The following is a 22977-nucleotide window of genomic DNA, read 5'->3' as shown; positions in this document are numbered from 1 at the left end:
CACAACAACATGGTGGGAAGAGCTTATTGTTTACATTATCAGCCCCCTGAGCTAATGTATTTGTTTTATAGGCTGCTTTGCCATAGTTAGCAGCTTTGAAGCTAAATAAGCGCAAAAACCATCTTGGCAATCTAATTTCTGACTGGTATACTCGTTTCATGGGTGTGTAGGAATGAAGAAGGCGAGTTGTATCGTGTCAGTACCACAAGATGAAGCCGGCAAGCGAGTTGCGCAGGCTCCCACAGAACATATTCAAGGCATTGTTGAGCGCGTAACGTATCATGCTGAAGACACTGGCTATACCGTTGCGCGGCTGAAAGCATCCTTCGCACGCGATTTGATCACCATCGTTGGCAGTTTTCCTGAAATTCATGCGGGCCAGACGTTGCGTCTGACCGGCTATTGGCGCGAGCATTTGAAGTATGGGCAGCAATTCCAGGTACTGCATGCCCAGGAGACCAAACCTGCAACCCTGACGGGCCTGGAGAAATATCTGGGCAGTGGCTTAATCAAGGGCATTGGTCCTGTGACGGCGAAGCGCATTGTAGCTCAGTTTGGCATGGATACACTGGATGTGATTGAGCAGCAGAGCGAACGCCTCGCTGAGGTTCCGGGCATTGCGCAAAAAAGAGTGGCGATGATCGCCCAGGCCTGGCAGGCCCAGAAGGCCATTAAAGAAGTCATGATCTTCCTGCAGGGCCATAAGGTTTCTACTACCTATGCCGTTAAGATCTTTAAGCACTATGGCGATAGTGCGATTGAGAAGGTCTCTCAAAATCCTTATCAGCTAGCCACCGATATTTATGGAATTGGTTTTATCACCGCCGACACGATCGCTCGCTCCCTGGGCATTGCTCCCGATTCCTCTTTCCGTTACCAGGCTGGTATGCTGCACATTCTCCAGCAAGCTTCCGATGATGGACATTGTTTCTTACCCCAATCCGAGCTGGTAGAGCAGGTGGTTGAGCAACTGGCCCTGCCTGAATTTCCGGTCGATGCAGATAAGATTCGTACGCTGATCACCGAGATGGCCGAGGAGAAGCAATTAATTATTCAACCGGGCTATGGTGAGATGGCCGGGCAAACCATCTGCTATGCACCGGCCTTTTACCATACCGAGGTTGCGCTGGCCAAACGGCTGGCCAGCTTTGCGCAGGAGCCAATCGAGGTTGATGCACAGCGTGTGCAGCGCTGGATTGATGGATATACACAGAAGAAGGGCATCGTGCTCTCCGCTGAACAGCGCCAGGCCGTTGAGCTGGCTGCTTCCTCACATATGCTGGTTCTAACGGGAGGCCCTGGCTGTGGCAAGACCTTTACCACACGCACTATTGTGGCTTTATGGAAAGCCATGGGTAAAACTATCCTGCTGGCGGCCCCGACTGGACGCGCGGCCCAGCGCCTATCTGAGATGACCGGCTGGGAGGCCAAAACCATCCATCGCCTGCTGGCTTTCGATCCCAAGACCATGCAATTTCGCTATAACGAGCAGAATCCCCTGGAAGCGGATGCGTTGGTGGTAGATGAGACTTCGATGCTTGATCTTTTCCTGGCCCATTCGCTGGTCAAGGCGATCTCCACCCATGCACAGGTATTATTTGTTGGCGATATCGATCAGTTGCCCAGCGTTGGACCGGGCATGGTGTTGCGCGACCTGATTACGTCTGAGCGTCTGCCAGTGGTGCGCTTGACCACTGTCTTCAGGCAGGCTGCTGAGAGCCATATTGTCACCAACGCTCACCGCATCAATGCCGGACAATTTCCCCAGCTTACCCCTACAACGAAGTTCGCCAGTTCTGATTGTCTCTGGTTGGAGGCGCCTGAACCTGAGATCGGAGCTGAGGGCATCAGTCACCTGGTCAGCCACTACCTGCCCGCCCATGGTGTGGACGTACTGCAGCAGGTTCAGGTACTCAGCCCTGCGACCCGTGGTGAAGTCGGCACCCGCCACATGAACACTCTGCTCCAACAGGTACTCAATCCTCTACAGCCAGGTGGCATCGAATTGACGCGTGGTGGCCACACCCTGCGCGTCGGGGATCGCGTGATCCAGCAGGTCAACGATTACCAGCGTGAAGTTTTCAATGGCGACCTCGGCACGATTGCCGCCATCAACCTGGAAGAACAAGAAGTTAAAGTACGCTTTGCTGAGCGCGAAGTCACATACGACTATGCTGACCTCTCAGAGCTCGCCCTGGCCTGGGCCATCACCATTCATAAATCCCAGGGCAGCGAGTATCCCATCGTCATCATCCCCTTGTTCATGCAGCACTACATGCTACTAAGCCGCAACCTGTTATACACGGGTTTGACGCGCGCCAAAAAACTAGCCATACTTGTCGGCCCCACCAAAGCGATCGGCATGGCCATTCACCGTGTCATGGACCGCCAGCGCTATACCGCCCTCGCCGATCGCCTGAAAATCCCCCTCTAGGCGCTTCATTTAACTGAAATGCAACAATTAAAACGATCTGTACGTGTGGGGCTTGCCCCGCTTCATCCGCTCTCGATCGAAAAAGCAACAATAATAATACTAAATATCTATGAAGCGCTTTTGTTTTTTGCTTTTCTGGCAAGGGGGTTATGAAGCTGGGGCAAGAAACGCACGTACATATCGTTTTATTCCAAATATAATTATTAAGTCTAGATGATATATTTTCCCTTCAGGCTCGAAAAATATATACCAAATGTCTTGCTCTATATAAAAATACTTGCCAGAATAACCAAAAATAGGTAAATTGGCATTATATATTCCAATCTTATAGTATAGATACCTGGTAGAGGTTATTTTGGAACAGAATCATTTAGGAAATGCGGCAAGCGAGCGTTTATTGACATATCACTGTCCTGCGGATATATACGCGGTGGCCTGGTCCCCGAATGGCAAATATATTGCGTCTGGTGGTAGGGGTGAGATCGTAGAGGTGTGGGATGTACGGACTGGAGATCTCTGTCAGACTTATCGAAATCATGCCGCCCCGATTATTTCTATATCCTGGTCTCCTGATAGTCGTTACATTGCTTCAGCCGGCCTGGATGATACGTTGCGCGTCTGGAATGCTAGCGATGGCTCTCTGTTGATGAGCTACTGGGGACATGGTGGCAATATCCACGATGTCAATGCATTTTCCTGGTCACGTGATGGTAATTATATTGCCTCTGTATTTTGGAAGCAGACCGTTAACATCATTCCTGTTTCTCCACAAAGCCATATCCCTGCTCCCAAAGAAGTTGGTGTGTTTCGAGGACACACCGACCGTGTAAAGGCCGTGGCCTGGTCGCCGGATGGGCAGCGCCTGGTTTCGGGAGGCAACGACCGCACGGCGCAGATCTGGGATAAATCCGGTCGGCTACTACATACATATCGCCAGCATCAGCATGAAGTGCATGCCCTGTCCTGGTCGCCAGATGGTAAATATGTAGCCTCTGGCGATGAAGGCGAGATCTCCCATTTTTCCGCTGGCAACTCTTCATCTATTCATGTCTGGAATAGTTATACTGGCGAAACCGTCGTCCGCTACGATGGTCATGATACGGGCAGTTATGGGATCTATTCACTATCCTGGTCACCTGATGGTAAGCATATTGCCTCGTCGAGCGATGACGCCTTTGATGTCGTACATATCTGGCATGCCTTGAGTGGTCAACGGCTCTATGCTTTCTCTTCGGAGGCTGGTATTGTGCCCGCATTGGCCTGGTCGCCCGACGGTCGCTACCTGGCTGGTGCTGGCAACGGCGCACACAATCGCAAAATAGAGATCTGGAAATTATAAATAGCTCTAAATATCACCTTTATAGGTTTGTATAGCGTATACAGAGAGGGGTGGGTCGCTGATTTTTATACCCAGCCCTCCTTTTCTCTATTATCTGAATAGCGAACATGTTTGTGTAGAGCCATCACATGTTCAGCAGAAAAGAAAGGGATAACGCTACGCGTATCCTCTGTGCTGGACAAGTATTTGTACCCATAAAAGGGGACAGTTATGACTACTCAGAAAGAAGCAACGACACGCCTGCTGTTAGTGCGACATGGTCAGACTGCACAAAGTAGAGAAGATGCGTTTTGTGGCGTTACTGAAGTTCCACTGACCGAAACTGGACGTAAGCAGGCCCAGCAAGTGGCTGAGCGTCTACGTGGGCAATCTATTGATGCTCTTTACTGTAGCCCACAGATAAGAGCACGCGATACGGCTGAACCGATTGCCCGGGCTTTGCAGCTTGAAATACAACTGCGGGAAGCCTTGCGCGAAATGAACTTTGGCATCTGGGAGAATCAACCCCGCGCCTATCTTTCCGAGCACTATCCACGCGAACTGTCCCACTGGGAACAAGGTTCGTGGATGACGCAGATTCCCGAAGGCGAGACGCAACAAGCCGTGATTACGCGCGTAGTGCCCTGTGTGATCGAATTATTGCACAAGCATGCCGGCCAGACCGTACTACTGGTGAGCCATAAATCCACCCTGCGCTTACTGGTTGGCCACGTTATCAACATGGCTTTACCGGCCAGTCGCTGCCTGCGCCTTGATCCCGCCAGTATCACTGAGCTAAGCATCGCCGATGACCAGGCCCAGCTTATATACCATAACGACACCAGCCACCTGCTTTAAATTACTTCTTACCCAAAAGAGCATCCCTGGTTTGTGAATCTCTATAATAAAAACCAGGGGTGCTCTTTTTTGGCAGGTAGTGTTCTCTATTTGTTATTATCCTTTTTAGCTGAAAATACACTAGATTATTATATACTACAATAATATTATTGGGTAAAATGCTTATAGCTCATGCAGAGGAATATATGACTGATAGCATTGATATCCACCCTGGCACTACACTGGTTTCGTACCATGAAGGTTATGCGTTCGTTAACCCCGCGCGCTGGTCGCCAGATGGCACACGTATTTTTTCGGCTGGCTATTCCTATGAATCAGCTCAGATCTGGGACCCGCTCACTGGCCAGACGTTGCTGCAATTGCCACATAACATTGGTTCATCCGGAGCGGCCGCCTGGTCGCCAGATAGCCTCTCCCTGGCCGTGGCGATTGGCGGCGCGGATCAGACTATCCATATTTATGATACCGAGACGGGCCAGATGCGTGTGAAATGTGGCAATGGTGGCCATACTAACTGGACACTGACAATTAGTTGGTCGCCGGATGGCCGCTTTCTGGCCACGGGTTATTATTGTTATGCTGTGGTGATCTGGGATGCTCAAACCGGGCGTAAAAGCTCTCTATTAGAGGCCCATCAAACAACTATTAATAGTATTGCCTGGTCGCCGGATGGCCAGTACCTGGCGACTGCCAGTGATGATGGATTAGTCTATGTCTGGAATGCTCACACGGCCACTATTGTCTATACATATAAAGGACACAATCCTGGCGTAACTGTTGTTGCCTGGTCACCAGATAGCCTGCTACTGGCCTCAGGCAATGGTGGCGCTATCCATATCTGGCAGGCCCTGGCCGGTCAACTGCTTACCGCTTATCAACATTCCTCTGGCCAGATTAGCGAGTTGAACTGGTCGCCGGACGGACAGTATCTTGCCGTGGGAGCCTGGTATGCACCCCAGGTGGTCTACGATATTCAGCGTACTACTATCCTGGCAACCTATGATAAAGCTACTGCCTTTACAAACAACGTTAGCTGGTCGGTGGATAGCTCGCTACTGGCATGTACAGGCGAGGGCGTGCATCTATGGGAGGTTCATACTGACAAGACAATCTTAAGGCGTGGTCAACCCACTACTATTTATACTTCCAGGCCCTCACCAGACGGTTCATTGATCGCTACCGTTAACGCTACAAACTTGTATATCTGGGAAGCCTCCACGGGCTCTACGATCGCTATTTATCGCCCCACGTCCACCTATATTCAGTCCATTGATTGGTCGCCCACTGGTACCTCTATCGTCTCTGGTCATATGTATGGGGAGGTCCTGACCTGGAATATAGTGAGTCGGGATGCGCGACCGCTTACACGTACTTATCTTGGGCAGCAAGGGACCGAGAATTCGCGCTATACAATCGTCGCTAGTGTCGCCTATGCGCCTGGTGGTAAGTTATTGGCGGCAGCGCGCTGTAAGACTATTTTTATCTGGGACGTAGAAACTGGTGAGGAGGTGCTGGTCTATCGCGGCCATGAAAACGAGCTTGAACACACCCTGGGTGTGCGCCGTCTCTGCTGGTCGCCCGACGGTCAATATCTTGCCTCCTGTTCAGAAGACGTGATTCAGGTCTGGGACGTTCGGACCGGGCAACATATCCAACAATTTAGCGGTGATAGTGAACAGGTTATGGATCTGGCCTGGTCGCCAACTGATGGCCGTATCGCCGTTGCTCAAGGCACCGATATCTCCATCTGGGAAGCATCTTCCGGCAAGCGGCTTGCTATCTATTCTGAGCACCTGCAAAAAACCATTGCCGTCTCCTGGTCTCCGGATGGTCAGATGCTTGCTTCAGTCGGATCGGAGCAGGATACCGTCCATGTCTGGACAGCAGCTAATGGCCTGATTAGCAAAGGCTATGTCTACCGTGGACATTCACCCTCCTCAAGTGTATTTGCCGGTGTCAAAGACGCCCACTGGCTTCCAGATGGCAAACATATCGTATCCTCAGCCCGCGAGGTCAATATCTGGCGCGCTCGCTATTGATAAGTCACTCAGGCCCAGGGCTTTTTAATGGTTCGTCCAGCGATCACTGGCAAGCGATACGATGGATATGCTTTCATGGGTGGAGAGTGTGGTGGGCGGCCGCAACTGCCCACCACACTCTCCACACTCCCAACCTGGCGCCGCAGGCGCCAAAGAGGAAAAGTAAAAAGCCCTGATTCAGGCCAGGCGCAGGCGCAGGTAGACGAATGGGGTAAGGATGGCTTATGCTATAGATAGAAAGAAGACGTTTTCTTTGTTATAAGGAGATCACTGTATGATTACAGCCTGTCTGATTGGTGTGTCAGGATTCGGCAATATCCATTATCAAGATCTGATGCGTGCGGTGGAGCGCGGGGAGGTTCGCCTGTTAGGAGCGACTGTTATCAATCAAGAGGAAGAGGCGGAGAAGTGCCAGCATTTGCGTTCCATTGGCTGCGAGATCTTTACCGATTTTATGGTCATGTTGGAGCACTTTCAAAGGCGATGTGATCTTTGTTTTATTCCTACGGGTATCCCTTTGCATGCGCCAATGACGCTGGCTGCTTTGCGTGCGGGCGCGCATGTTTTCGTGGAGAAGCCGGCCGCCGCGACTATTCAAGATGTATTGCTTATGCGTTCCAGTGCCGCAGAGAGGCAACGTTTTGTGGCGGTCGGCTTCCAGACGATGTATGCGCATGAGACTTTATGGATGAAGCAGGCTATTCTGGAGCAGCAGATTGGTAAACTGCAGAGCATTAAGTGTTATGCTTTATGGCCGCGCCTGGATGATTATTATGCTCGCAATGGCTGGGCTGGCCGCCTGCAGGTGCATGGAGCCTGGATCCTGGACTCGCCTTTTAGCAACGCTGTTTCTCATCAGTTGAATATGCTCTGCTTTTTAGCTGGTAGTGAGTTGACGCGTTCAGCCTCCCTGCGCAGCATCGAGGCCGAGTTATATCGCGGCCATGCGATCGAGAGTACCGATACCGCCTGTATGCGAGTAACCACAGAGAACGATGTTCCACTTTATTTTTATGTTACTCACTGTTCAGTGCGGGAGGCTGGCCCAGAGATCATTGTGCGCGGTGAACGAGGAAGCATTCATTGGACCTCCGATCGCGTCTCGATTAGCCGCGCCGATGGTACACATGAAGAACTGGCTTGCGATACTGGTGTGGAGTTGCGTGATCGCCTGCTGCAGCATCTCTACGCAAAAGTAGCGGACCCACAAAGTTTTGTCTGTGATCTAGATATCGCTGGCGCGCACGTACTGTGCTTCAATGGTGCGCATGAATCCTCTCCTATTCATCAATTTGATGCCACCTTAATTCAACGTTTTGAAGAGGGCGGTTCAATTAAGACCGTAGTTGAAGGCATCGACGAAGTGATCCTGCAAGCTTTTGAGCAGGAGAAGCTATTTAGCGAATTGGGTATTGCCTGGGCGCAGCCCGGCAAAGCCTTTCCCCTGGCTAACTATACCCATTTTCCAGCTACTGAGCTGCAATAAAGAAGCAACTTCAGTTTAGGAATGTGTCTTATTCTCATCATGGGAAGCGTGCCGTTTTTGTGCGGACGTGCGCTGGCGCGCCCGCGCTTTTTTTCTTGTGTGGTGAAAAAGTGCGTACCGCGCACTTTTTCACCACACAAGGATATTTCTTGAGTACCTTTGGCACTCAAACTCAGGTTTCAAGATCATGGAGATCAGAAACACTCTAAATATATAGATTATATTCGGGCCTTTTTGACACAATTGTATTTATGCGTTTAAATAATTGTAATAAGTGCTGCATCTGCGCTTATAATAAAAAGCTGTAGAGAAAGAGGCCTGTATATGATCGATCCCGAAGCGATATTGGCGCAGGTGAATCAAAAACAAATACCATCAGACTGGCGCGTCTTGCATGGCAGGGGATCTCCCATTGGAGCTGCTATCCTGATGGGCATCTTCACCCTGTTTTTTGTGGGTATCTGCGAGGCGATAGTAGTTATAGCTGCTAGCTTCTTTGGCTGGTTCCAAATCTTTCAATATAGTTCTGCAACTCCTGAGCCTACTTCGCCGCTCCCTGTTTCCTTTGATCCCACCACTTCATCTGATTGGATGCATATGCTCTGGCCTGCAGGCCTTCTTCTTGTGCTGGTGCCTGTAGCACTGGCCGTGGGCGTGGGACTCCTTGCCAGGTCAAGAACTGAGCGGGCTCGTAACTCGTTATTGATTTTGTTGCCGGAAGGGGTTGTGCAGTGTATGGATTGTAGCCAGCCTGCGAAACATAGTTTTAAAGTATTAAACTATGCGGAGATTGTCAACCTGGATCTTAAAGTAGAGACCACTACCTCTTCTTATAATGAGATGACCCATAGCTCTAGTAGCCATACCAGTATGTGGTTGAATATCCACATGCGCCATGGAGCACTGGAGCGCTGGAATCTCAATAGCTTATATGCTCCACCTGAGACGACGGCACAATATATTATCTCGGGTTATGCTCAATACACTGCTTTACACCCGCAGTATCCTTAATATTATGTGCTAAAAGCTAAACCATAGTAATTTTTTAGTGTGTGTCTGAGCTTCATGATCACCGTGCTCTTCATGCCTGATTTTGAGCGCCAAAGGTGCTCAAGATTTTTCTTGTGTGGTGCAAAAAGTGCGCCCAGCGCACTTTTTGCACCACACAAGAAAAAAAAGCTCGGGCGCGCCAGCGCACGTCCGTACAAGGGCGGCACGCTTCCCATGCGGATAGGAGTAAGACACATTTTTAGTGTGTTGCAGCAAAAGCGCAACACACTAAAAAATTACTATGGTTTAGCTATGAGCTATATGATTTGGACAGGGTCGCCAGCCGGTATAAAGGTTATCTTTACATCATCGACTTTGGGCTGTAGCCATTCAACCAGATATTGCATGCCCGCCTCTTCGCTGGTGGCGTGCCCCAGGATAATGAGTGCCTTCTTTTGGCCTGTGGCGATGGCATCGCGCACATATTCACCGGCCTGCCATTCGACGGTCTCTCCACACAGGGCCACATCCAGATCGGCCAGGTGTAGGGCTTTAATTTGATTCTCGCCGCCGATAGCTCCCAGTAGCATACCGATGCGCTGGCAGGGCATAGCTGGCTCTCCGATGAAGCGGATCGTGTTACTGCCCAGTTTCTGTTTTAGTTGCGCGATAAGATCGGCGACCGTGATGGGGGGATATGAATGACATAGTGATTATCGGTATGCTCATAATTTTCCCAGCCCAGAACCTTTTCGACTCCCATCTGGATGCCATCTGGATCGTGCATATGCCAGTAATCATGAAAGCGCCAGATGGTAAGTTTGTGCTCATCGATGAAGGCGCGCTTGGCGGTATAGACCGGATCTTCATCTAACCAATCGGTGTTATCCCGGTGTTCGTAAAAGGTTGGCTCATGGGTAATAATCAGGTTGGCTCCCTGAGAGACCGCCTGCCGCAAGACATCTATTGTTGCTGTAAATGTTGTGACGATCCCGGTTACTTCCTGCTCTGGATCTCCGCACTTAAATGTATCAATAGAATCTTCCAGAGGAGCGCCCGGTATCTCAGCCACAATAAGGTCGATGACCTCCTGAATCTTCCTCGCCATACGTGTTATTCCATCTTTCTAGCCAGTTTTGTGTCTATAACCTGGCATTCTGTATAGAGCATATCATGTTCTATCCATGGAAGCCAATATTTTATATGCTAGCACAGGGCTTTTTCATGTTCCTCTTTGGCGCCTGCGGCGCCGGGTTGGGGGTGTGTGGTGGGTGGCTACGGCCCTCTTAGGTGTAGGTTTTTTGAAAGGGAACAAGAAAAAGGACACGGTTTTCTGTTACGATAAGACCACCGTCAAAAACAAAGGCGATCGAAAGGGAGAAAACCATGTCGTATCCAGAAACAGTATGGCATTGGATCAAAGAAGTAGCAAGACGCTTTCCTCATCTGAGTTGGCCCCAAGCCAAGGTGCTGGCCTGCTACAGCCTGGGGATTGTCATAGCAGGAACCTGCGGCTTGACCCAGGTGTCCGACAGCCTGGCAGAAGTGTTGGGGCAAACGCAACCAACCGTCTTTCAACGCCTGCGGGAATGGCGCAATGAAGCGGGTGCCAAACGGGGTTCTCATCGGCAGCAGGTGGACGTTTCGGCCTGCTTCGCGCCCCTCTTGACCTGGATCCTATCCTGCTGGGATCCCAGCAGCCACCGTCTGGTGCTCGTTGTCGACGCTACCAACGTGAGTGACCGTTTCGTGATCCTTTCCATCTCCGTGGTGCTGCGTAGTTGTGCCATCCCGGTCGCCTGGCACATCGTGCCAGCTGGAGTGAAAGGAGAACACAAATCGCACTGGCTGCACCTACTGGAGAGCTTGCGCGGGTCCGTTCCTGCGCAATGGGAAGTCCTGGTGATGGCAGATCGAGGGCTCTACGCTCGCTGGCTGTATCAAAAAATCGTGGCGTGTGGGTGGCATCCCTTTTTGCGTATTCGCAGCGGCAGCAAGGCCCGTCCAGCCAGCAGTCATCGGGTGGGGGACTTCCGAGAGATCAAAACGCTCGTTCCCAGCGCGGGAACCCAATGGAGTGGGGACGTGATGTGCTTTTCGGATCGGCATGCTCGGCTGCGCTGTCGCTTGCTGGCGCGCTGGGATGAAGGCTATGAGGAGCCCTGGTTCGTGGTGACGGATCTGCCCGTCGAAGAGGCCCAAGCTTGCTGGTACGGGCTGCGCCCTTGGATCGAATGTGGGTTCAAAGATGGGAAACGAGGGGGGTGGAACTGGCAACGCTGTCGGTGTGAGATCCCTTCACGGGTGGAACGGCTCTGGTTGGCCATGGCGGTAGCGACTCTGCTCACCGTAGGGATGGGAGCCCAGCGTGAGGTGCAGGAGCAGGCGCCTTGCCTGGAACGCCTGCCTCCCACGCATATTGCTCGGCGCACGGCCAAGCCCGACCGAAAGCAGCATCAAAGGCGCAAGTTGAGTTGCTTCAATCGGGGGTGTCGCTTGGCAGCGCGTATCATTTGGCGCTTACAGGAACCGTTACGCTTCTTCTTGCCCGCTGAGCCCTGGCCTCAGGGGCCTGACTTGCCGCTCGCAGAGGGCTTTTTCAACTCCTGTTGAAAAACCTACACCTAAGAGGGCTACGGCCGCCCTCCACACACTCCACGCATGAAAGAATGGATATCGTGTCGCTTGCTCGTGATCCCCTGCGATCTCTGGACAAACAGTAAAAACCCCTGCCTGGAATGCAATAAAGCAGAATAAATAGATGTTATACAAATCGGAGCGCTGCTTAGCTCATCTAGTTTGCATTCCAGGATGACTTTTTAAGCCGTTCTTGTGATTTTTGTGGCCGGGAGTTTGTTACCCGAGGAGGTTAGCCTCCTCATCTCACATATATGCTAGAAATTTAAAAGGAGCATTTACATATGGCTTCAACAACGGGCTCTAAGGTGCAGGTCGGCGATGTAGCCCCTGATTTTACCTTGTCTACCCAGGATGGTAAAGTGGTTAGTTTAAAAGATTTTCGTGGTCAGAAATCGGTTGTGCTTTATTTTTATCCTAAAGATGATACCCCGGGTTGTACGGCTGAGGCCTGTGCTTTTCGCGATAGCTATGAAGTATTTAAGGACGCGGGCGCTGAAGTACTGGGTATCAGTTCTGATTCAGTGGATGCGCATCAGAAATTTTCGAGCAAACATCGTTTGCCTTTTATTTTGTTGAGCGATAAAGGCGGGTCCGTCAGAAAACTCTACGGCGCGGCCTCCGTGTTTGGCTTGCTACCCGGTCGCGTGACCTACATCATTGATAAAGAAGGTATCGTGCGCCATGTTTTCTCTTCACAATTGGCAGCCGAGCGCCATATTGATGAAGCCCTGAAAACTTTAAATGCCGCCAGATAACATACTACTACTGTCCGTTTTTAATTTAAAACGCCCGGCGATCAAAGCTAGAGCGCCGGGCGTTTCTGGTAGGCTAGTCTTTATTATTTGTGGGATTCTACTTTGGGCTGTTCTTCTATGACAGGAGTTGTGGGCGTGGCAGGCGGTTCATTTGCCGCCGGCTTATTATTCTGATTTTGTCCGCGCGCAACCCGCTCCAGTTCTAACTGTGAGCGTTCTTTCTGGCGGCGAGATCGACGCATATCAATAAGTTGATTCCACGCTTTGTACAATAAAGGATTATACACATAGTCTTGCGTATTGATGACCAGGCGTGAGAAGCCATCGAAGCCTTTTTTGAATTCATAGACGCCCCACATCTCTTCGCCGGGTTTCAGGATATTGGGGATGGCGCGGAAATCAAAGAAGTCGCAGCCATTTTCTTTGGCCCAGAGGAAACAATGATACTGGATCAGATAGGTGGCCTTGAGATTGCGTTTGCTATTGGTTGAGCCACCAAACATATCCCAGCACCAGTTACCCATTTTGATCAGCATCTTGGTAGCGATGGCCTCGCCTTCGTGCTCAGCCAGGAAAAGTACCGCCTGTCCACGCTTCTGATAGCGTGTAAATATCTCTTTATGATAATCCCTGCTATGGATGAAGAAGTCATCGCGCTCGCCAGTAATAGAGAGGATATCATAATAGGTGTCAAAATCAGCATCACTGGTCGCTTCACGAATGACAACGCCTTTGCGTTGTGATGAGCGCACATTTTGGCGCCAGGTCATTTTGAAGTTAGCGAGCAGGGTTTCTGCGTCCGGGCGCAGATCCAGGACCCAGCTGCGGCGTGAGACGCCTGTGTGGGTGTTGGTGTAGAAGCCCAGGTTCTTAAATGCCTTCAGCCAATCCTCAACCTGTGCATCATCATCTGGAATATTTGGATCTATACGTAGTACAATCGCATGCTCTTTGCGTGCGATACCCTGTGCATGTTTGACCAGTGCTGGTAGGGCAGGTGAATCGGGTGCTTCTAGAATCGGTCCACGTATACAATAGAGATAATTCAAGCGTAAAACTGGTACTGGGATAGCTACAACGTGTAATTGCATCACACCAATTAGCTGGTCGTTGACCAGGGCGCCAAGACGATAGACACGGGAGCCTAGATATTGATTGAGCTCTCCCCATTCGTATGATTGCATAAGATGTACATATTGTTGTTGACTGACGAAGGCATTCCACTGCTCTCGATCAGTGATTTCTTGAATAGTTATATGTGCCGATGTATTCATGGTAGATAATACTTTCCGCTGAATGATGGATTAAGTTTGATGATTACAATAGCCAGGTGCAAAACTGTTCAACACAATATGATTCCGGTACCCTATCCGCCATTCCACACTCATTTTTTTTATGCCTACTTTCGTGGTTCCTTTTGTGCGCAACGTAGAGTACGTCACTCGGCGTTGGCAGATACATAGCTTAGTTTTAATTTTTTCTATGCACTGACTGCTCCTGGAATTAAAATGATCGTGATATAGTCTCCATTGCTATTCCTTGACCATCCCATCTCCGATGAAGCACAAAATCGATCGTTCTACTTTGTTTGTGTTCGCGACCTTTACGGCTATCTCTTTCTGTTTCGCACCATGAATCTTTCTGTGTTACAGACAGTTATTCTCCTTGCACTTTATTTGTATACCATATTTCGGAGCATAACGGATAGCTGACAGCACTTTTGGATTATTCCAGCGCATGGATATAAGCGCTTTTAGAGCTTGTAATAAAAAATTTTTATCAACACAGCAATTGATAAATCTGGTAGGAAAAATAGTTCTGCTTCAATCGACGTGTTTCTTTGTCATCTCCTATTATTGGTGGTTGCTGCCTCATCTTCAGGGATGCTGCGTCTAGGTTATGATGACGCTTTGAGTGTGGATGTTACCGTTAGGATGAAGTGGCGGCACAAATACAAACTTTCTCGGAATTCCACTGGAGTCCATATAGTTACTTCGGTTAAGCTACATTATTTTTTCCTCCTCTCTTGTGTCCAGGTAATAACTCGTAGTAATTCTTTACCCTAAAACATTCTATTCAACGTCTTGATTCTATAAATTGAACTGTGTATGCATTAGTAGTGCTTTTAGAATAGATGTAATAACGTAAAAATAGAATACGCACTTTTTATGTTTTGTCTATTCTGAAAAATGCAGTTTGATTTGGCGAAAATGTGCTTGTTGAACAGTGCACATTGTTGTATAGTAGAAGCGTATTTGTTAAGTGATAAAGGAGGTCATGAGATGGCCCGACACAAACAGGCAAATATCGAAGAAAAGCATGACGTGAACGAGCCTGAAATGGGCGGTGATTTGCTCACGGTTCGCGAAGTTGCCCGTCACTTACGAGTAGATGATACAACTGTGCGTCGCTGGATTAAATCTGGTGCTTTAGAAGCTGTTGCGCTTCCGCATAGTGGCAAACGTTGTGGCTATCGTGTACGCAAGCATACGCTGGATGCGTTATTCAACACGGGAACCCCATCAACGGTTTAGGATGGGAAACGAAACTGGGGAGTGATGCAGATTTGCGTCACTCCTTTTTGATTTGATATTTTAAAATTGCTTACGTTTAACTATCTATCCCATATTATGTGGGTTGTGGTCCCTTGCTGCTTTTTTGGATCAGCTTATCGGGATGATGTGGAAATTGTAATATTTGTATATTGTGTAAGGAGTGTCTGGATGCTTCATTGGCTGACTGCAATTGGTGGTATCGTACTATCTGATCTGATCTTAAGCGGTGATAATGCCCTGGTGATTGGGGCTGCCGCGGCTGGTTTGCCGCGCCATCAACGTACCTGGGCAATTTTATTTGGTGGTGGTGGAGCAATTATTTTGCGTATTATCTTTGCCATTGCAGCCACTATGTTGTTACAGATCCCTTTTCTAGGTGTCTTTGGCAGTATTATTTTGCTGGTCATCTCTATACGGCTGTTGGGAGATCGCAGTAAAGATGCCCATAAATCGGATGCTGAAAAGCAGTCTGAACAAGACAAACTGACTCAACGCGGTTCAAATGGTATCTGGGCTTCGCTGGCTACGATTTTAGTGGCCGATGCCACTATGAGTTTAGATAATGTGTTGGCGGTAGGTGCCCTGGCTGAGGGCAATATTATTTTTCTGGTCATTGGCCTGTTGTTGAGCATCGCGATTTTGTTGATTGGCAGCTCACTGCTTGCCAATATGATGGATCATTTACCCTGGCTGCTGGATGTAGCATGTGTGATTCTAGCCTGGACCGCTGCGCATATTTTCCTGGGCGATGATAGCCTGCAAAACGTCTTTGCCGCTTTCCCCTGGCTCCAATTTATCGCTCCTGCCATCACTATTGCCATTGTCCTGTTTGCTGATTTCTATTTACGGCGCCGAGATCACAGGTATCAGTAACCACACACATAAAAAGACTTATCCTTGCGGAGAAGGATAAGTCTCCCTGTACAATATGTGTCAGGTTTAAGGATATCTGGTCTGATCAGGATGCGATAAGCGTCCTCCTTCAGAGGGGAAGGGGGCGTATATCATATTTTGTTGCGACATTGGCGATTGTGTATAGGATAATGTCTTGCCCTGTAGTACGGCGATAAGTGGATCAATGGCCGTCTGTGTAAAAGGGATACGAGGGGATTGGTGTTGTAGCTCTGCGTGCTGTACCGCACGAACTGAGGCGGTGACCGCTTGCTCTACACGCTGTAGTTCTTTTTCGGCCAGGGCGGCCCGTTGTAAACGTACAAGCAACGTATTGAGTGCCCGAGCGATCTGCCACAGTGAGTTATCTTGTGTTAGTGGGGCGCGTGCATTGTAGTTGCCATTGGCCACCGCAACGTGGGTTTGCAATATCTGTTCAATGCCCTCTTCTAGCTCACGTTTTTGATCTCCCAGTGCATGTTCCAGCGTCGCGACCATTTCAGCACGATCAGCGCGTGCAATCGCTTTGGTTGTGCTCTGTACCCACACGAATGAGACACCTGCCACGATAAATTGCAAGGCAATGGGCCTGACTATAGTCGGAATAAACTGGGTTTGCATATCTATATTAAAGAATGTTGTGTGCGGTTGATAGAGCATGCTTGTCAATATTAAGAGACAATTAACAATGGCAAAGATAAATACACTACGAGCCGGCAACAATGATACAGCTAGCAGTTCACCCATGATATAGAGATCATAGAGCTGGATGCTTGGCTCATCAAGTGGTGTGATCAGCCCTAGTGCCAGGCTCAGCATGAGCTCAAACATAATCACAACCGTCAATGAAGCGGCCAGTGCGTAACCTTGCCTGTTTAAGAAAAGAGCTACAAAGCCGGAGATAACCAGACCAAGGTCGGCCCAGACAATCGCTGGCTGGGGAAGGAGAAGGCAGCAGGGGAGGAATACAATGACTACGATAATATAATAAAACAGCACCGTACTGAGCAGCTGTGATTTACGCACCGTTTCGCGTTTAACGAAACTTGCATCAGAGCTAACTTCCGCCATCGAGGTTGTCCTATACCACCATTGGACCAGCGGATTCCCATTATTGGCCTCTCGCTTAACTACTACCTCAGCTGGCGACCAATCTTTTCTGGGCAGGGGTGTCTCAGGGGTTGAAAAGTTTGCCATGATGATTTCCCTCCTACATACACCGAAATCACTATCAATTTCATCGACAATAAAACGCGCAGGGCCTCTTCTGTCACCGCGGGTGGAAGAGGCGACTTGGATTTGATTTCCTCGATGTTTGCAGTCGCATCGATCAAATCATAGACAATAGATAACATCAACTTTTGTCTGGATGTCCAGCCTTCCAGCCTGCTAAGGTCAAGAGGAGCTGTGGTCTTTGGTACAGGCGAATTCTGTAACGGACGCGTAGTTATATCTGGCCTTGGGTTTGAGGAAGGTGGAGTGGGATGGGGTGACAGCGTCCACTCGAATGGCCCACGCTCGCTATCAACCCTGGCCAGAATCTCCTTGCTTGAGGAGTGACGATGACCCTCTTTGTCCTCGATATAGCAAGTGATAACCTTCCCTCTACTAGGTGCAAAAATCCCTTACAACGTCCACGAATGCCTGGTACGTGATGCAGCTCTGCGTGTAACAGGCCATTTTTTCGATACCGCTCGAACAACGCAAGACTGAAGGCAAGGCCCAGGCTTGCATCGATATTGTCTTTACCCACAATGCACCTTTAATTAGCTACTCAGGTATGGCAACTATTTTTATAGTATCCTTGCTGCAATGTTCTATTTCTTGTGTTATAGTAGTTGTTGTTACTCTACATAAAACTATCCTAAGGACGCTATAAAAGTAATTGTTTTCGCAGAACAAAATCTACCATGGAATTGTCTGCTACGTCTATTAATTCTGTATTAATAAGTGCGATGTGTCAAGAAATGTAACATTTTGGGTAGCATTGCATTTGCAATGCTACCCAAAATGTTGAGCTTATGTGCGTTTAAGGAGCGGTAGGATTCATCTTCCATTGTCCTCCGCACCTTTCTCCAGCGCGTATTTTGATATGATATACTGGACGGTGATTATGTGCATGTTGAGTGTTGATCAACAAGGAGGTAACCTTTATGGCACAATGGCGTGAAAGTACTATTAATGCTAATGGTATTAAAATTCATTATTATCAAACTGGTGATGCACAGAAGCCAGCTATTATTCTTTTGCATGGTGTAACTGATAGTGGGTTGTGTTGGAAACATATTGCGCATGTGTTAGAAGACGATTATACCGTCATCATGCCCGATGCTCGTGGTCATGGGCATTCCGATGGGCTGGCAACTGGTTTTGCCTATGAGGCATTGGCAGCCGATGTCGCAGGCCTGATTCAAGCTCTCAATTTGGAGCGGCCATATCTGCTTGGCCATTCAATGGGAGGCATGACCGCCCTGACGGTGGCTGCGCAATATCCAGAACTGGTGCGGGCTATTTTACTTGAAGATCCTCCTCTGGTTGATCGAGCAGAGAACAGTACAAATAATGGATCGCGACCATCCCCCATGGCTAACTGGTTGGCTGGTTTGAAGCAGATGACAAGGGATGAGTTGTTGGCCAGTGTGCGAACTGAGAATCCTAAATGGGATGAGGAAGAGTATGAGCCGTGGGTCGATGCCAAAATCGATGTTGATCCGGCCGTTTTTCAGCAGATTAGATCCCTGCAGCAATCCTGGCGCGAACTGGCGGCTAACGTAGAGTGTCCAGTACTCTTGATCACGGGCGATAATGCTTTGCATGCCATTGTTACGCCACAAATCGCACAGGATGCTTTACAGTATTGGCGGTATGGGCAACTGGCTCATATTGCCGGGACCGGCCATAATATTCGCCGCGATAATTATTCCGCGTTTATTCAGGCTACCACTGCTTTTTTGCATAGTGTGTAGTCGTACTCTGAATATTAGTAATTAATAATAAGGGATATTTCTCACCCATAAAGACTTGACAGTGGGGTAAATATCCCTTATTATATGACTGTACTGAACGTTGTTAAATAATTTAATGGTGATAATGATGGGGATCAAGGAACGTCGCGAACGTGAAAGGCAGATTACCCGGCAGGCTATTTTGGATGCTGCGCTGCAGATTGCCCGGCAAGATAGCTGGTCTGCCGTGACTATTCGTAAGGTAGGCGAGCAGATCGAGTACAGCGGCCCGATGGTCTATGAGTACTTTGCTAACAAAGAAGCGATGTTGCTAGCGCTTTTACAAACGGGTTTTGAGCGACTATTGGAAGCTATGCAGCAGGCCAGGATCAGGTCTGACGAGTTTGAGGTGCAGATGTTTGATATGGCCAATGCTTACTGGGACTTTGCCGTTCATAATCGCGAGTTGTATCAGTTGATGCATGGTCTGGGTGGAGTGCCCTTGGATAGGGAGGCTACATTGCTGGCTGTGCATGATGTTTGTGACCTCACACAAAAAGTGCTGATTGAGTGGTCGCAAGAAGTTGAGATTTCCCTTCCTGATCCATTGGGAGCAACTGAGATAATCTGGAGTCTCTTGCATGGTCTTGTGAGTCTGATGCTGGTTGATCGTATTCACGATGGTGAACAGCGAGCCAGGAACCTTATGCAACAGGCTATTCGTGATCAGCTGGCAGCGTGGAAAAATAAAGAAAAGAGTTAGCTTGCTGCTCTTTTTTTTGCGCTGTATTTAACAACGTTAAATTTTTTAATTATATTCAAGGAGATTGTGTCATGAATGCACCTGAAGAATTACATCTCATTTTTGGGACCGGGCCTGTTGGTATTTCGTTAGCCACTGAATTGCTAAAGCAGGGAAAGAGCGTACGCCTGGTGAATCGTAGTGGTCATGGACAGGTTCCGGCGGGAGCTGAACTGGTTGCCGGAGATGCCTCACAATTGCCATTGGTGCAGGATCTCTGCCATGGAGCGGCCGTTGTCTATAATTGTACTCATGCTCCTTATCAACACTGGCCAGAAGTGTTGCCAAGGTTACAAGAGAACTTGATTGAGGGTGCTGCTTCGGCTGGTGCCCGGCTGGTTGTTATCGATACGCTCTATCTCTATGGGGAGACGCAGGGACAGCCGATGACTGAGGCTACTCCTCACCTGGCTACTTCGCGTAAAGGGCGCCTGCGCGCAGAATTAGCCTGGGGCTACTTACAGGCTCATCGCACCGGAAAGGTGCAGGTTGCTCTGGCCCGGGCTGCCGATTTCTTTGGTCCGCAGGTACTTAATTCGTTCCTGGGCCAATACTTTTTCCCGTCTGCATTGAATAATCAGCCAGTGGCAACTATGGGGGATATAGATCTGCCTCATAGCTATAGCTATATGCCTGATATTGCTCGTGGCCTGGCTATATTAGGTGATCATGAGGAGGCTATGGGACGGGAATGGCTCTTGCCGGTTGTAAAGGCTCCTACAACGCGTGAGGTTTGCTTGCTTGTCGGCAAGGCGCTGGGCCATCCACTAGAGATTTTAAATGTTTCGTCAGTTGAACAGGCTCGGGAGTTTGGCGTTTTTGATGAGACCTTTGCCTATGAGTACAAGGAACTTTTTTATCAATATCTGGAACCACAGATCGTTGATTCAAGCTTGTTTGAGCAGACTTTTACTGTTAAACCTACACCTTTAGCTGAGGCGCTCCAGCATACCATACATTGGTATCAGGAGCAGGCCAGATAACAAATAAGCGACATCACTGTCAGCACCAGGGTAGTCTTCTGACGGTGATGTCGCTTATTATTCCTACATTATTATTTATGATCCTTCTCCTTTGAAGTGTTCATAATCATCTATGTGCACTTAAATGTTAAAATGACGTTGTGCTCGTTTTGTCCATTCGGGACTATCGATGTTATCTCGACTATCAACTCCCCAGCGTAATGCCGCCAGATCCAGAAGGATAAGTAGAAGTACTAATAGCATGATTACCATGGTCTTTCCTTTCGTCTGCTTCATAATAATGACTGGTTTATAAATCCTGTATATCTATTTCAATACCCTTGTTTCAAGTGTACATCTATGTTATTATCGAGTCAAGGAATTGTTTTTGATAGTATGGATCAAAAAAAATGATAAGAGGATAAGCCATGGAGTTGCGTCAACTGGTTACTTTTCGTATGGTTGCGACCACCTTAAGTTTCAGCCGTACAGCTCAATCTCTCAATTATGTGCAGTCCAGTGTTACGGCTCAAATGCAGGCTTTGGAAGAGGAACTGGGGGTGCGGCTATTTGATCGCCTGGGCAAACGTATCGCCTTGACCGATGCTGGAAAACGCTTTCTTCCTTATACGGAAAAGATCTTGACGCTTTCTGAAGAGGCTCGCGAGGCGGTTACTGCTGGTGATGTTCCCAGTGGTTCGCTGACCATCAGCGCGCCCGAGACGCTCTGTATTTATCGCTTGCCGGCGCTCCTGCGCCTGTTCCGCGATCGTTATCCACAGGTGAGGTTGATCTTTCGACCTACTCCATATGATGATCTGCGTCGCAGTGTTAGCGATGGCGTGGTGGATGTCGCATTTGTCATTGATGAGCCGCAACGCTCAACCGCGCTGGTAATTGAGCAGCTGATAATCGAACCATTATTGATCCTGGTGGCTCCCGATCATCGCCTGGTCCAGTTGCCAGCTATCCAGCCAGAGGATCTGGATGGTGAGCCGTTCCTGTTGACTGAGGCTGGATGCAGCTATCGGGTTGTCTTTGAACGTGCCCTAAATGAAGCTGGGGTGCGTCCCACCACCAACCTGGACTTTACCAGTGTAGAAGCTATCAAACAGTGTGTGATGGCTTCGATGGGGATTGCTTTTTTGCCTGCTATTACTGTGGCAAAGGAAATTGCCCAGGGGCGCATGGTTGCCCTGCACTGGCCGGGACATGAATTTCATGTTCACACGCAGGTACTCTGGCATAAAGAGAAATGGCTTTCGCCAGCTCTCAATGCCTTTTTGACGGTGACGCGCGAGTTTATGTGTGAAGCGGCTGCCACTCCGCTCCCTGTCTGATGCCACAGAAACCAGCAGTGCTCCAGCCAATTTCTATCTCCTGCGCGGTTGACTGAGCTAGCAGGTACTTATAGAGCTGGTGGGCGGGAGTCGTGGCGGCCCAGGTCGGTTCTTGTCTGGCAAATGGACTGCGAGCCGTGCGCGTGCCTCCCGAACCATCCCCATCTACAACGGTATCTACTACGATACGCTGTGCGCCGCTGTGCAGTAAACGCTGCCCAAAATTCTCAAAGTTAGTATAAGGCAGACAAGGGCTGACCGTGATCTGTGTGTGGATGCCTGCCTCCCGCGCAGCCTTTACCAGTTGCCAGCGTTTTTCTAGCGGCGGACCACCTTTCAGACTTTTTAAATAGCTTGTATCATCTGTTTCGATGGTTACTGATAGCCAGGCATAAGGAAGCTGGCAGAAAAGTGCCAGGTCGCGTTCAGCCAGTGGCGAGCGCGTCTGGACCACCAGTAGATTCAGATCGGGATAGCGGGCAAAAACCTCCAGGCATTGCCTGGTGACTTGATATTTATGTTCTAGTGGCTGATAGGGATCGGTGGTGCTGCTCATAAAGATACGTAGCTTTTGGCGCGTCTCTGCTTTCATACGTCTGAGCGCTGCATCCAGTAATTCAGCGGCATTGATTTTTACCTGTACCGCTTCTCCCCAGGCGGCTCCGTTGCTGCCAAACGACCACTGTGGCAGATATTGGGCATAGCAATACATGCCACAGGTGGTCTGTCCAAATCCACAGCCTGTATATGCCGATAGCGCGTGCGTAAATGGAAATGGCCCACTTGCCAGAAAGCCTTTGTGTTGCGCCGTCAGAATGCTCCGGGCCTCTTTTTGCGTTGTTTCCATCACCTTCTCTCCCTTTCCGTCTCTTAATTATAAATGATTTCCTCTTTTGTTACATCTTACTAATTCTGATTGCCGTCAGCAAAAAAGGCATTATAGGCCTTGACAAATTCATTTC

Annotated in this window: 20 protein-coding genes and 1 pseudogene; 14 read left to right on the top strand and 7 right to left on the bottom strand. The window is 49.1% G+C overall.

Translation table 11 applies throughout. The features are described from left to right. Positions 1-193 precede the first annotated feature (193 nt). From recD2 to EL645_RS31620, 6 genes are all read left to right on the top strand, one after another. Positions 194-2434 (top strand): SF1B family DNA helicase RecD2, encoded by a 2241-nt coding sequence (recD2, locus tag EL645_RS31645; RefSeq protein ID WP_246035642.1) that lies wholly within the window; start codon positions 194-196, stop codon positions 2432-2434. Between the two features lie 355 nt (positions 2435-2789). Then, entirely contained in the window at positions 2790-3773 is a 984-nt protein-coding gene (locus EL645_RS31640) for a WD40 repeat domain-containing protein (RefSeq protein WP_126556458.1), read from the top strand. Positions 3774-3983: 210 nt separating this feature from the next. Further along, complete coding sequence (locus EL645_RS31635; protein ID WP_126556456.1) at positions 3984-4610, top strand: histidine phosphatase family protein; 627 nt, start codon at positions 3984-3986, stop codon at positions 4608-4610. Positions 4611-4795: 185 nt separating this feature from the next. Next, complete coding sequence (locus EL645_RS31630) at positions 4796-6649, top strand: WD40 repeat domain-containing protein (RefSeq protein WP_161977857.1); 1854 nt, start codon at positions 4796-4798, stop codon at positions 6647-6649. 274 nt (positions 6650-6923) lie between these two features. Continuing rightward, on the top strand, positions 6924-8135 hold the full coding sequence (locus tag EL645_RS31625) for a Gfo/Idh/MocA family protein (RefSeq protein ID WP_126556452.1): 1212 nt from the start codon (positions 6924-6926) through the stop codon (positions 8133-8135). Positions 8136-8459: 324 nt separating this feature from the next. Continuing rightward, positions 8460-9146 carry a hypothetical protein gene (locus tag EL645_RS31620; protein ID WP_126556450.1) on the top strand — a complete coding sequence of 229 codons (687 nt, stop codon included), beginning with the start codon at positions 8460-8462 and terminating at the stop codon, positions 9144-9146. A 296-nt stretch (positions 9147-9442) separates the two neighbouring features. Here EL645_RS31620 and EL645_RS44700 read toward each other — a convergent pair whose 3' ends face one another. Both EL645_RS44700 and EL645_RS44695 read right to left on the bottom strand, forming a co-directional pair. Continuing rightward, the gene (locus EL645_RS44700) at positions 9443-9760 is read right to left on the bottom strand and encodes a hypothetical protein (protein ID WP_281276486.1); all 318 of its coding nucleotides are present in this window, start codon (positions 9758-9760) and stop codon (positions 9443-9445) included. Between the two features lie 23 nt (positions 9761-9783). Then, on the bottom strand, positions 9784-10233 hold the full coding sequence (locus EL645_RS44695; RefSeq protein WP_126556446.1) for a Nif3-like dinuclear metal center hexameric protein: 450 nt from the start codon (positions 10231-10233) through the stop codon (positions 9784-9786). A 278-nt stretch (positions 10234-10511) separates the two neighbouring features. Between EL645_RS44695 and EL645_RS41665 the strand changes: the two genes are divergently transcribed. Together EL645_RS41665 and EL645_RS31600 are read left to right on the top strand one after the other, a co-directional pair. After that, positions 10512-11738, top strand: coding sequence for a transposase (locus tag EL645_RS41665; protein ID WP_218031778.1), 1227 nt, complete (start codon positions 10512-10514; stop codon positions 11736-11738). 308 nt (positions 11739-12046) lie between these two features. Beyond that, positions 12047-12520, top strand: coding sequence for a peroxiredoxin (locus EL645_RS31600; protein WP_126556445.1), 474 nt, complete (start codon positions 12047-12049; stop codon positions 12518-12520). 83 nt (positions 12521-12603) lie between these two features. Here the strand turns inward: EL645_RS31600 and EL645_RS31595 are convergent, their stop codons facing one another. Further along, positions 12604-13794, bottom strand: a complete 1191-nt coding sequence (locus EL645_RS31595) for a lipid II:glycine glycyltransferase FemX (RefSeq protein WP_126556444.1) — start codon at positions 13792-13794, stop codon at positions 12604-12606. A gap of 1008 nt (positions 13795-14802) precedes the next feature. On the opposite strand from EL645_RS31595, the gene EL645_RS31590 reads away from it, so the two are divergent. Continuing rightward, entirely contained in the window at positions 14803-15054 is a 252-nt protein-coding gene (locus EL645_RS31590; protein ID WP_246035641.1) for a helix-turn-helix domain-containing protein, read from the top strand. 189 nt (positions 15055-15243) lie between these two features. Continuing rightward, a complete protein-coding gene (locus EL645_RS31585) occupies positions 15244-15948 on the top strand; it encodes a YjbE family putative metal transport protein (RefSeq protein WP_161977856.1) in 705 nt (234 codons plus the stop codon). 66 nt (positions 15949-16014) lie between these two features. On the opposite strand, the gene EL645_RS31580 is transcribed toward EL645_RS31585, so the two are convergent. Further along, positions 16015-17163: a hypothetical protein gene (locus EL645_RS31580; RefSeq protein WP_174845327.1), complete on the bottom strand. Its 1149-nt coding sequence runs from the start codon at positions 17161-17163 to the stop codon at positions 16015-16017. After that, a pseudogene (locus EL645_RS46370) lies at positions 17100-17719 on the bottom strand (hypothetical protein). The gene EL645_RS31580 and the pseudogene EL645_RS46370 overlap by 64 nt, the downstream one beginning before the upstream one ends. Positions 17720-18119: 400 nt before the next feature. Between EL645_RS46370 and EL645_RS31570 the strand changes: the two are divergent. The 3 genes from EL645_RS31570 (at position 18120) to EL645_RS31560 (ending at position 20696) form a co-directional block, all read left to right on the top strand. Beyond that, entirely contained in the window at positions 18120-18932 is an 813-nt protein-coding gene (locus EL645_RS31570; protein WP_126556442.1) for an alpha/beta fold hydrolase, read from the top strand. A 124-nt stretch (positions 18933-19056) separates the two neighbouring features. Beyond that, positions 19057-19674: a TetR/AcrR family transcriptional regulator gene (locus EL645_RS31565; RefSeq protein ID WP_161977855.1), complete on the top strand. Its 618-nt coding sequence runs from the start codon at positions 19057-19059 to the stop codon at positions 19672-19674. 71 nt (positions 19675-19745) lie between these two features. After that, positions 19746-20696: an NAD-dependent epimerase/dehydratase family protein gene (locus EL645_RS31560; RefSeq protein ID WP_126556438.1), complete on the top strand. Its 951-nt coding sequence runs from the start codon at positions 19746-19748 to the stop codon at positions 20694-20696. 120 nt (positions 20697-20816) lie between these two features. Here the strand turns inward: EL645_RS31560 and EL645_RS44690 are convergent, their stop codons facing one another. Next, on the bottom strand, positions 20817-20939 hold the full coding sequence (locus tag EL645_RS44690) for a hypothetical protein (protein ID WP_281276441.1): 123 nt from the start codon (positions 20937-20939) through the stop codon (positions 20817-20819). A gap of 164 nt (positions 20940-21103) precedes the next feature. On the opposite strand from EL645_RS44690, the gene EL645_RS31555 reads away from it, so the two are divergent. After that, entirely contained in the window at positions 21104-22015 is a 912-nt protein-coding gene (locus tag EL645_RS31555) for a LysR family transcriptional regulator (RefSeq protein WP_126556436.1), read from the top strand. Here EL645_RS31555 and EL645_RS31550 read toward each other — a convergent pair. Continuing rightward, complete coding sequence (locus tag EL645_RS31550; protein ID WP_126556434.1) at positions 21978-22862, bottom strand: SPL family radical SAM protein; 885 nt, start codon at positions 22860-22862, stop codon at positions 21978-21980. The genes EL645_RS31555 and EL645_RS31550 overlap by 38 nt on opposite strands. Positions 22863-22977 lie beyond the last annotated feature (115 nt).

The organism is Dictyobacter kobayashii (assembly GCF_003967555.1).
Lineage (GTDB): Bacteria > Chloroflexota > Ktedonobacteria > Ktedonobacterales > Ktedonobacteraceae > Dictyobacter > Dictyobacter kobayashii.
Note: the sequence above shows the minus strand (reverse complement) of the source record. Positions and strands in the feature narration are given on the sequence as shown.

What these genes read in the sequence shown, in the direction of transcription:
- EL645_RS31635 (WP_126556456.1), top strand. Translation starts at nt 3,984, where the DNA reads ATGACTACTCAGAAAGAAGCAACGACACGCCTGCTGTTAGTGCGACAT.
- EL645_RS31630 (WP_161977857.1), top strand. Translation starts at nt 4,796, where the DNA reads ATGACTGATAGCATTGATATCCACCCTGGCACTACACTGGTTTCGTAC.
- EL645_RS31625 (WP_126556452.1), top strand. Translation starts at nt 6,924, where the DNA reads ATGATTACAGCCTGTCTGATTGGTGTGTCAGGATTCGGCAATATCCAT.
- EL645_RS31620 (WP_126556450.1), top strand. Translation starts at nt 8,460, where the DNA reads ATGATCGATCCCGAAGCGATATTGGCGCAGGTGAATCAAAAACAAATA.
- EL645_RS44695 (WP_126556446.1), bottom strand. Translation starts at nt 10,233, where the DNA reads ATGGCGAGGAAGATTCAGGAGGTCATCGACCTTATTGTGGCTGAGATA.
- EL645_RS41665 (WP_218031778.1), top strand. Translation starts at nt 10,512, where the DNA reads ATGTCGTATCCAGAAACAGTATGGCATTGGATCAAAGAAGTAGCAAGA.
- EL645_RS31600 (WP_126556445.1), top strand. Translation starts at nt 12,047, where the DNA reads ATGGCTTCAACAACGGGCTCTAAGGTGCAGGTCGGCGATGTAGCCCCT.
- EL645_RS31595 (WP_126556444.1), bottom strand. Translation starts at nt 13,794, where the DNA reads ATGAATACATCGGCACATATAACTATTCAAGAAATCACTGATCGAGAG.
- EL645_RS31590 (WP_246035641.1), top strand. Translation starts at nt 14,803, where the DNA reads ATGGCCCGACACAAACAGGCAAATATCGAAGAAAAGCATGACGTGAAC.
- EL645_RS31585 (WP_161977856.1), top strand. Translation starts at nt 15,244, where the DNA reads ATGCTTCATTGGCTGACTGCAATTGGTGGTATCGTACTATCTGATCTG.
- EL645_RS31580 (WP_174845327.1), bottom strand. Translation starts at nt 17,163, where the DNA reads ATGGCAAACTTTTCAACCCCTGAGACACCCCTGCCCAGAAAAGATTGG.
- EL645_RS31570 (WP_126556442.1), top strand. Translation starts at nt 18,120, where the DNA reads ATGGCACAATGGCGTGAAAGTACTATTAATGCTAATGGTATTAAAATT.
- EL645_RS31565 (WP_161977855.1), top strand. Translation starts at nt 19,057, where the DNA reads ATGATGGGGATCAAGGAACGTCGCGAACGTGAAAGGCAGATTACCCGG.
- EL645_RS31560 (WP_126556438.1), top strand. Translation starts at nt 19,746, where the DNA reads ATGAATGCACCTGAAGAATTACATCTCATTTTTGGGACCGGGCCTGTT.
- EL645_RS44690 (WP_281276441.1), bottom strand. Translation starts at nt 20,939, where the DNA reads ATGCTATTAGTACTTCTACTTATCCTTCTGGATCTGGCGGCATTACGC.
- EL645_RS31555 (WP_126556436.1), top strand. Translation starts at nt 21,104, where the DNA reads ATGGAGTTGCGTCAACTGGTTACTTTTCGTATGGTTGCGACCACCTTA.
- EL645_RS31550 (WP_126556434.1), bottom strand. Translation starts at nt 22,862, where the DNA reads ATGGAAACAACGCAAAAAGAGGCCCGGAGCATTCTGACGGCGCAACAC.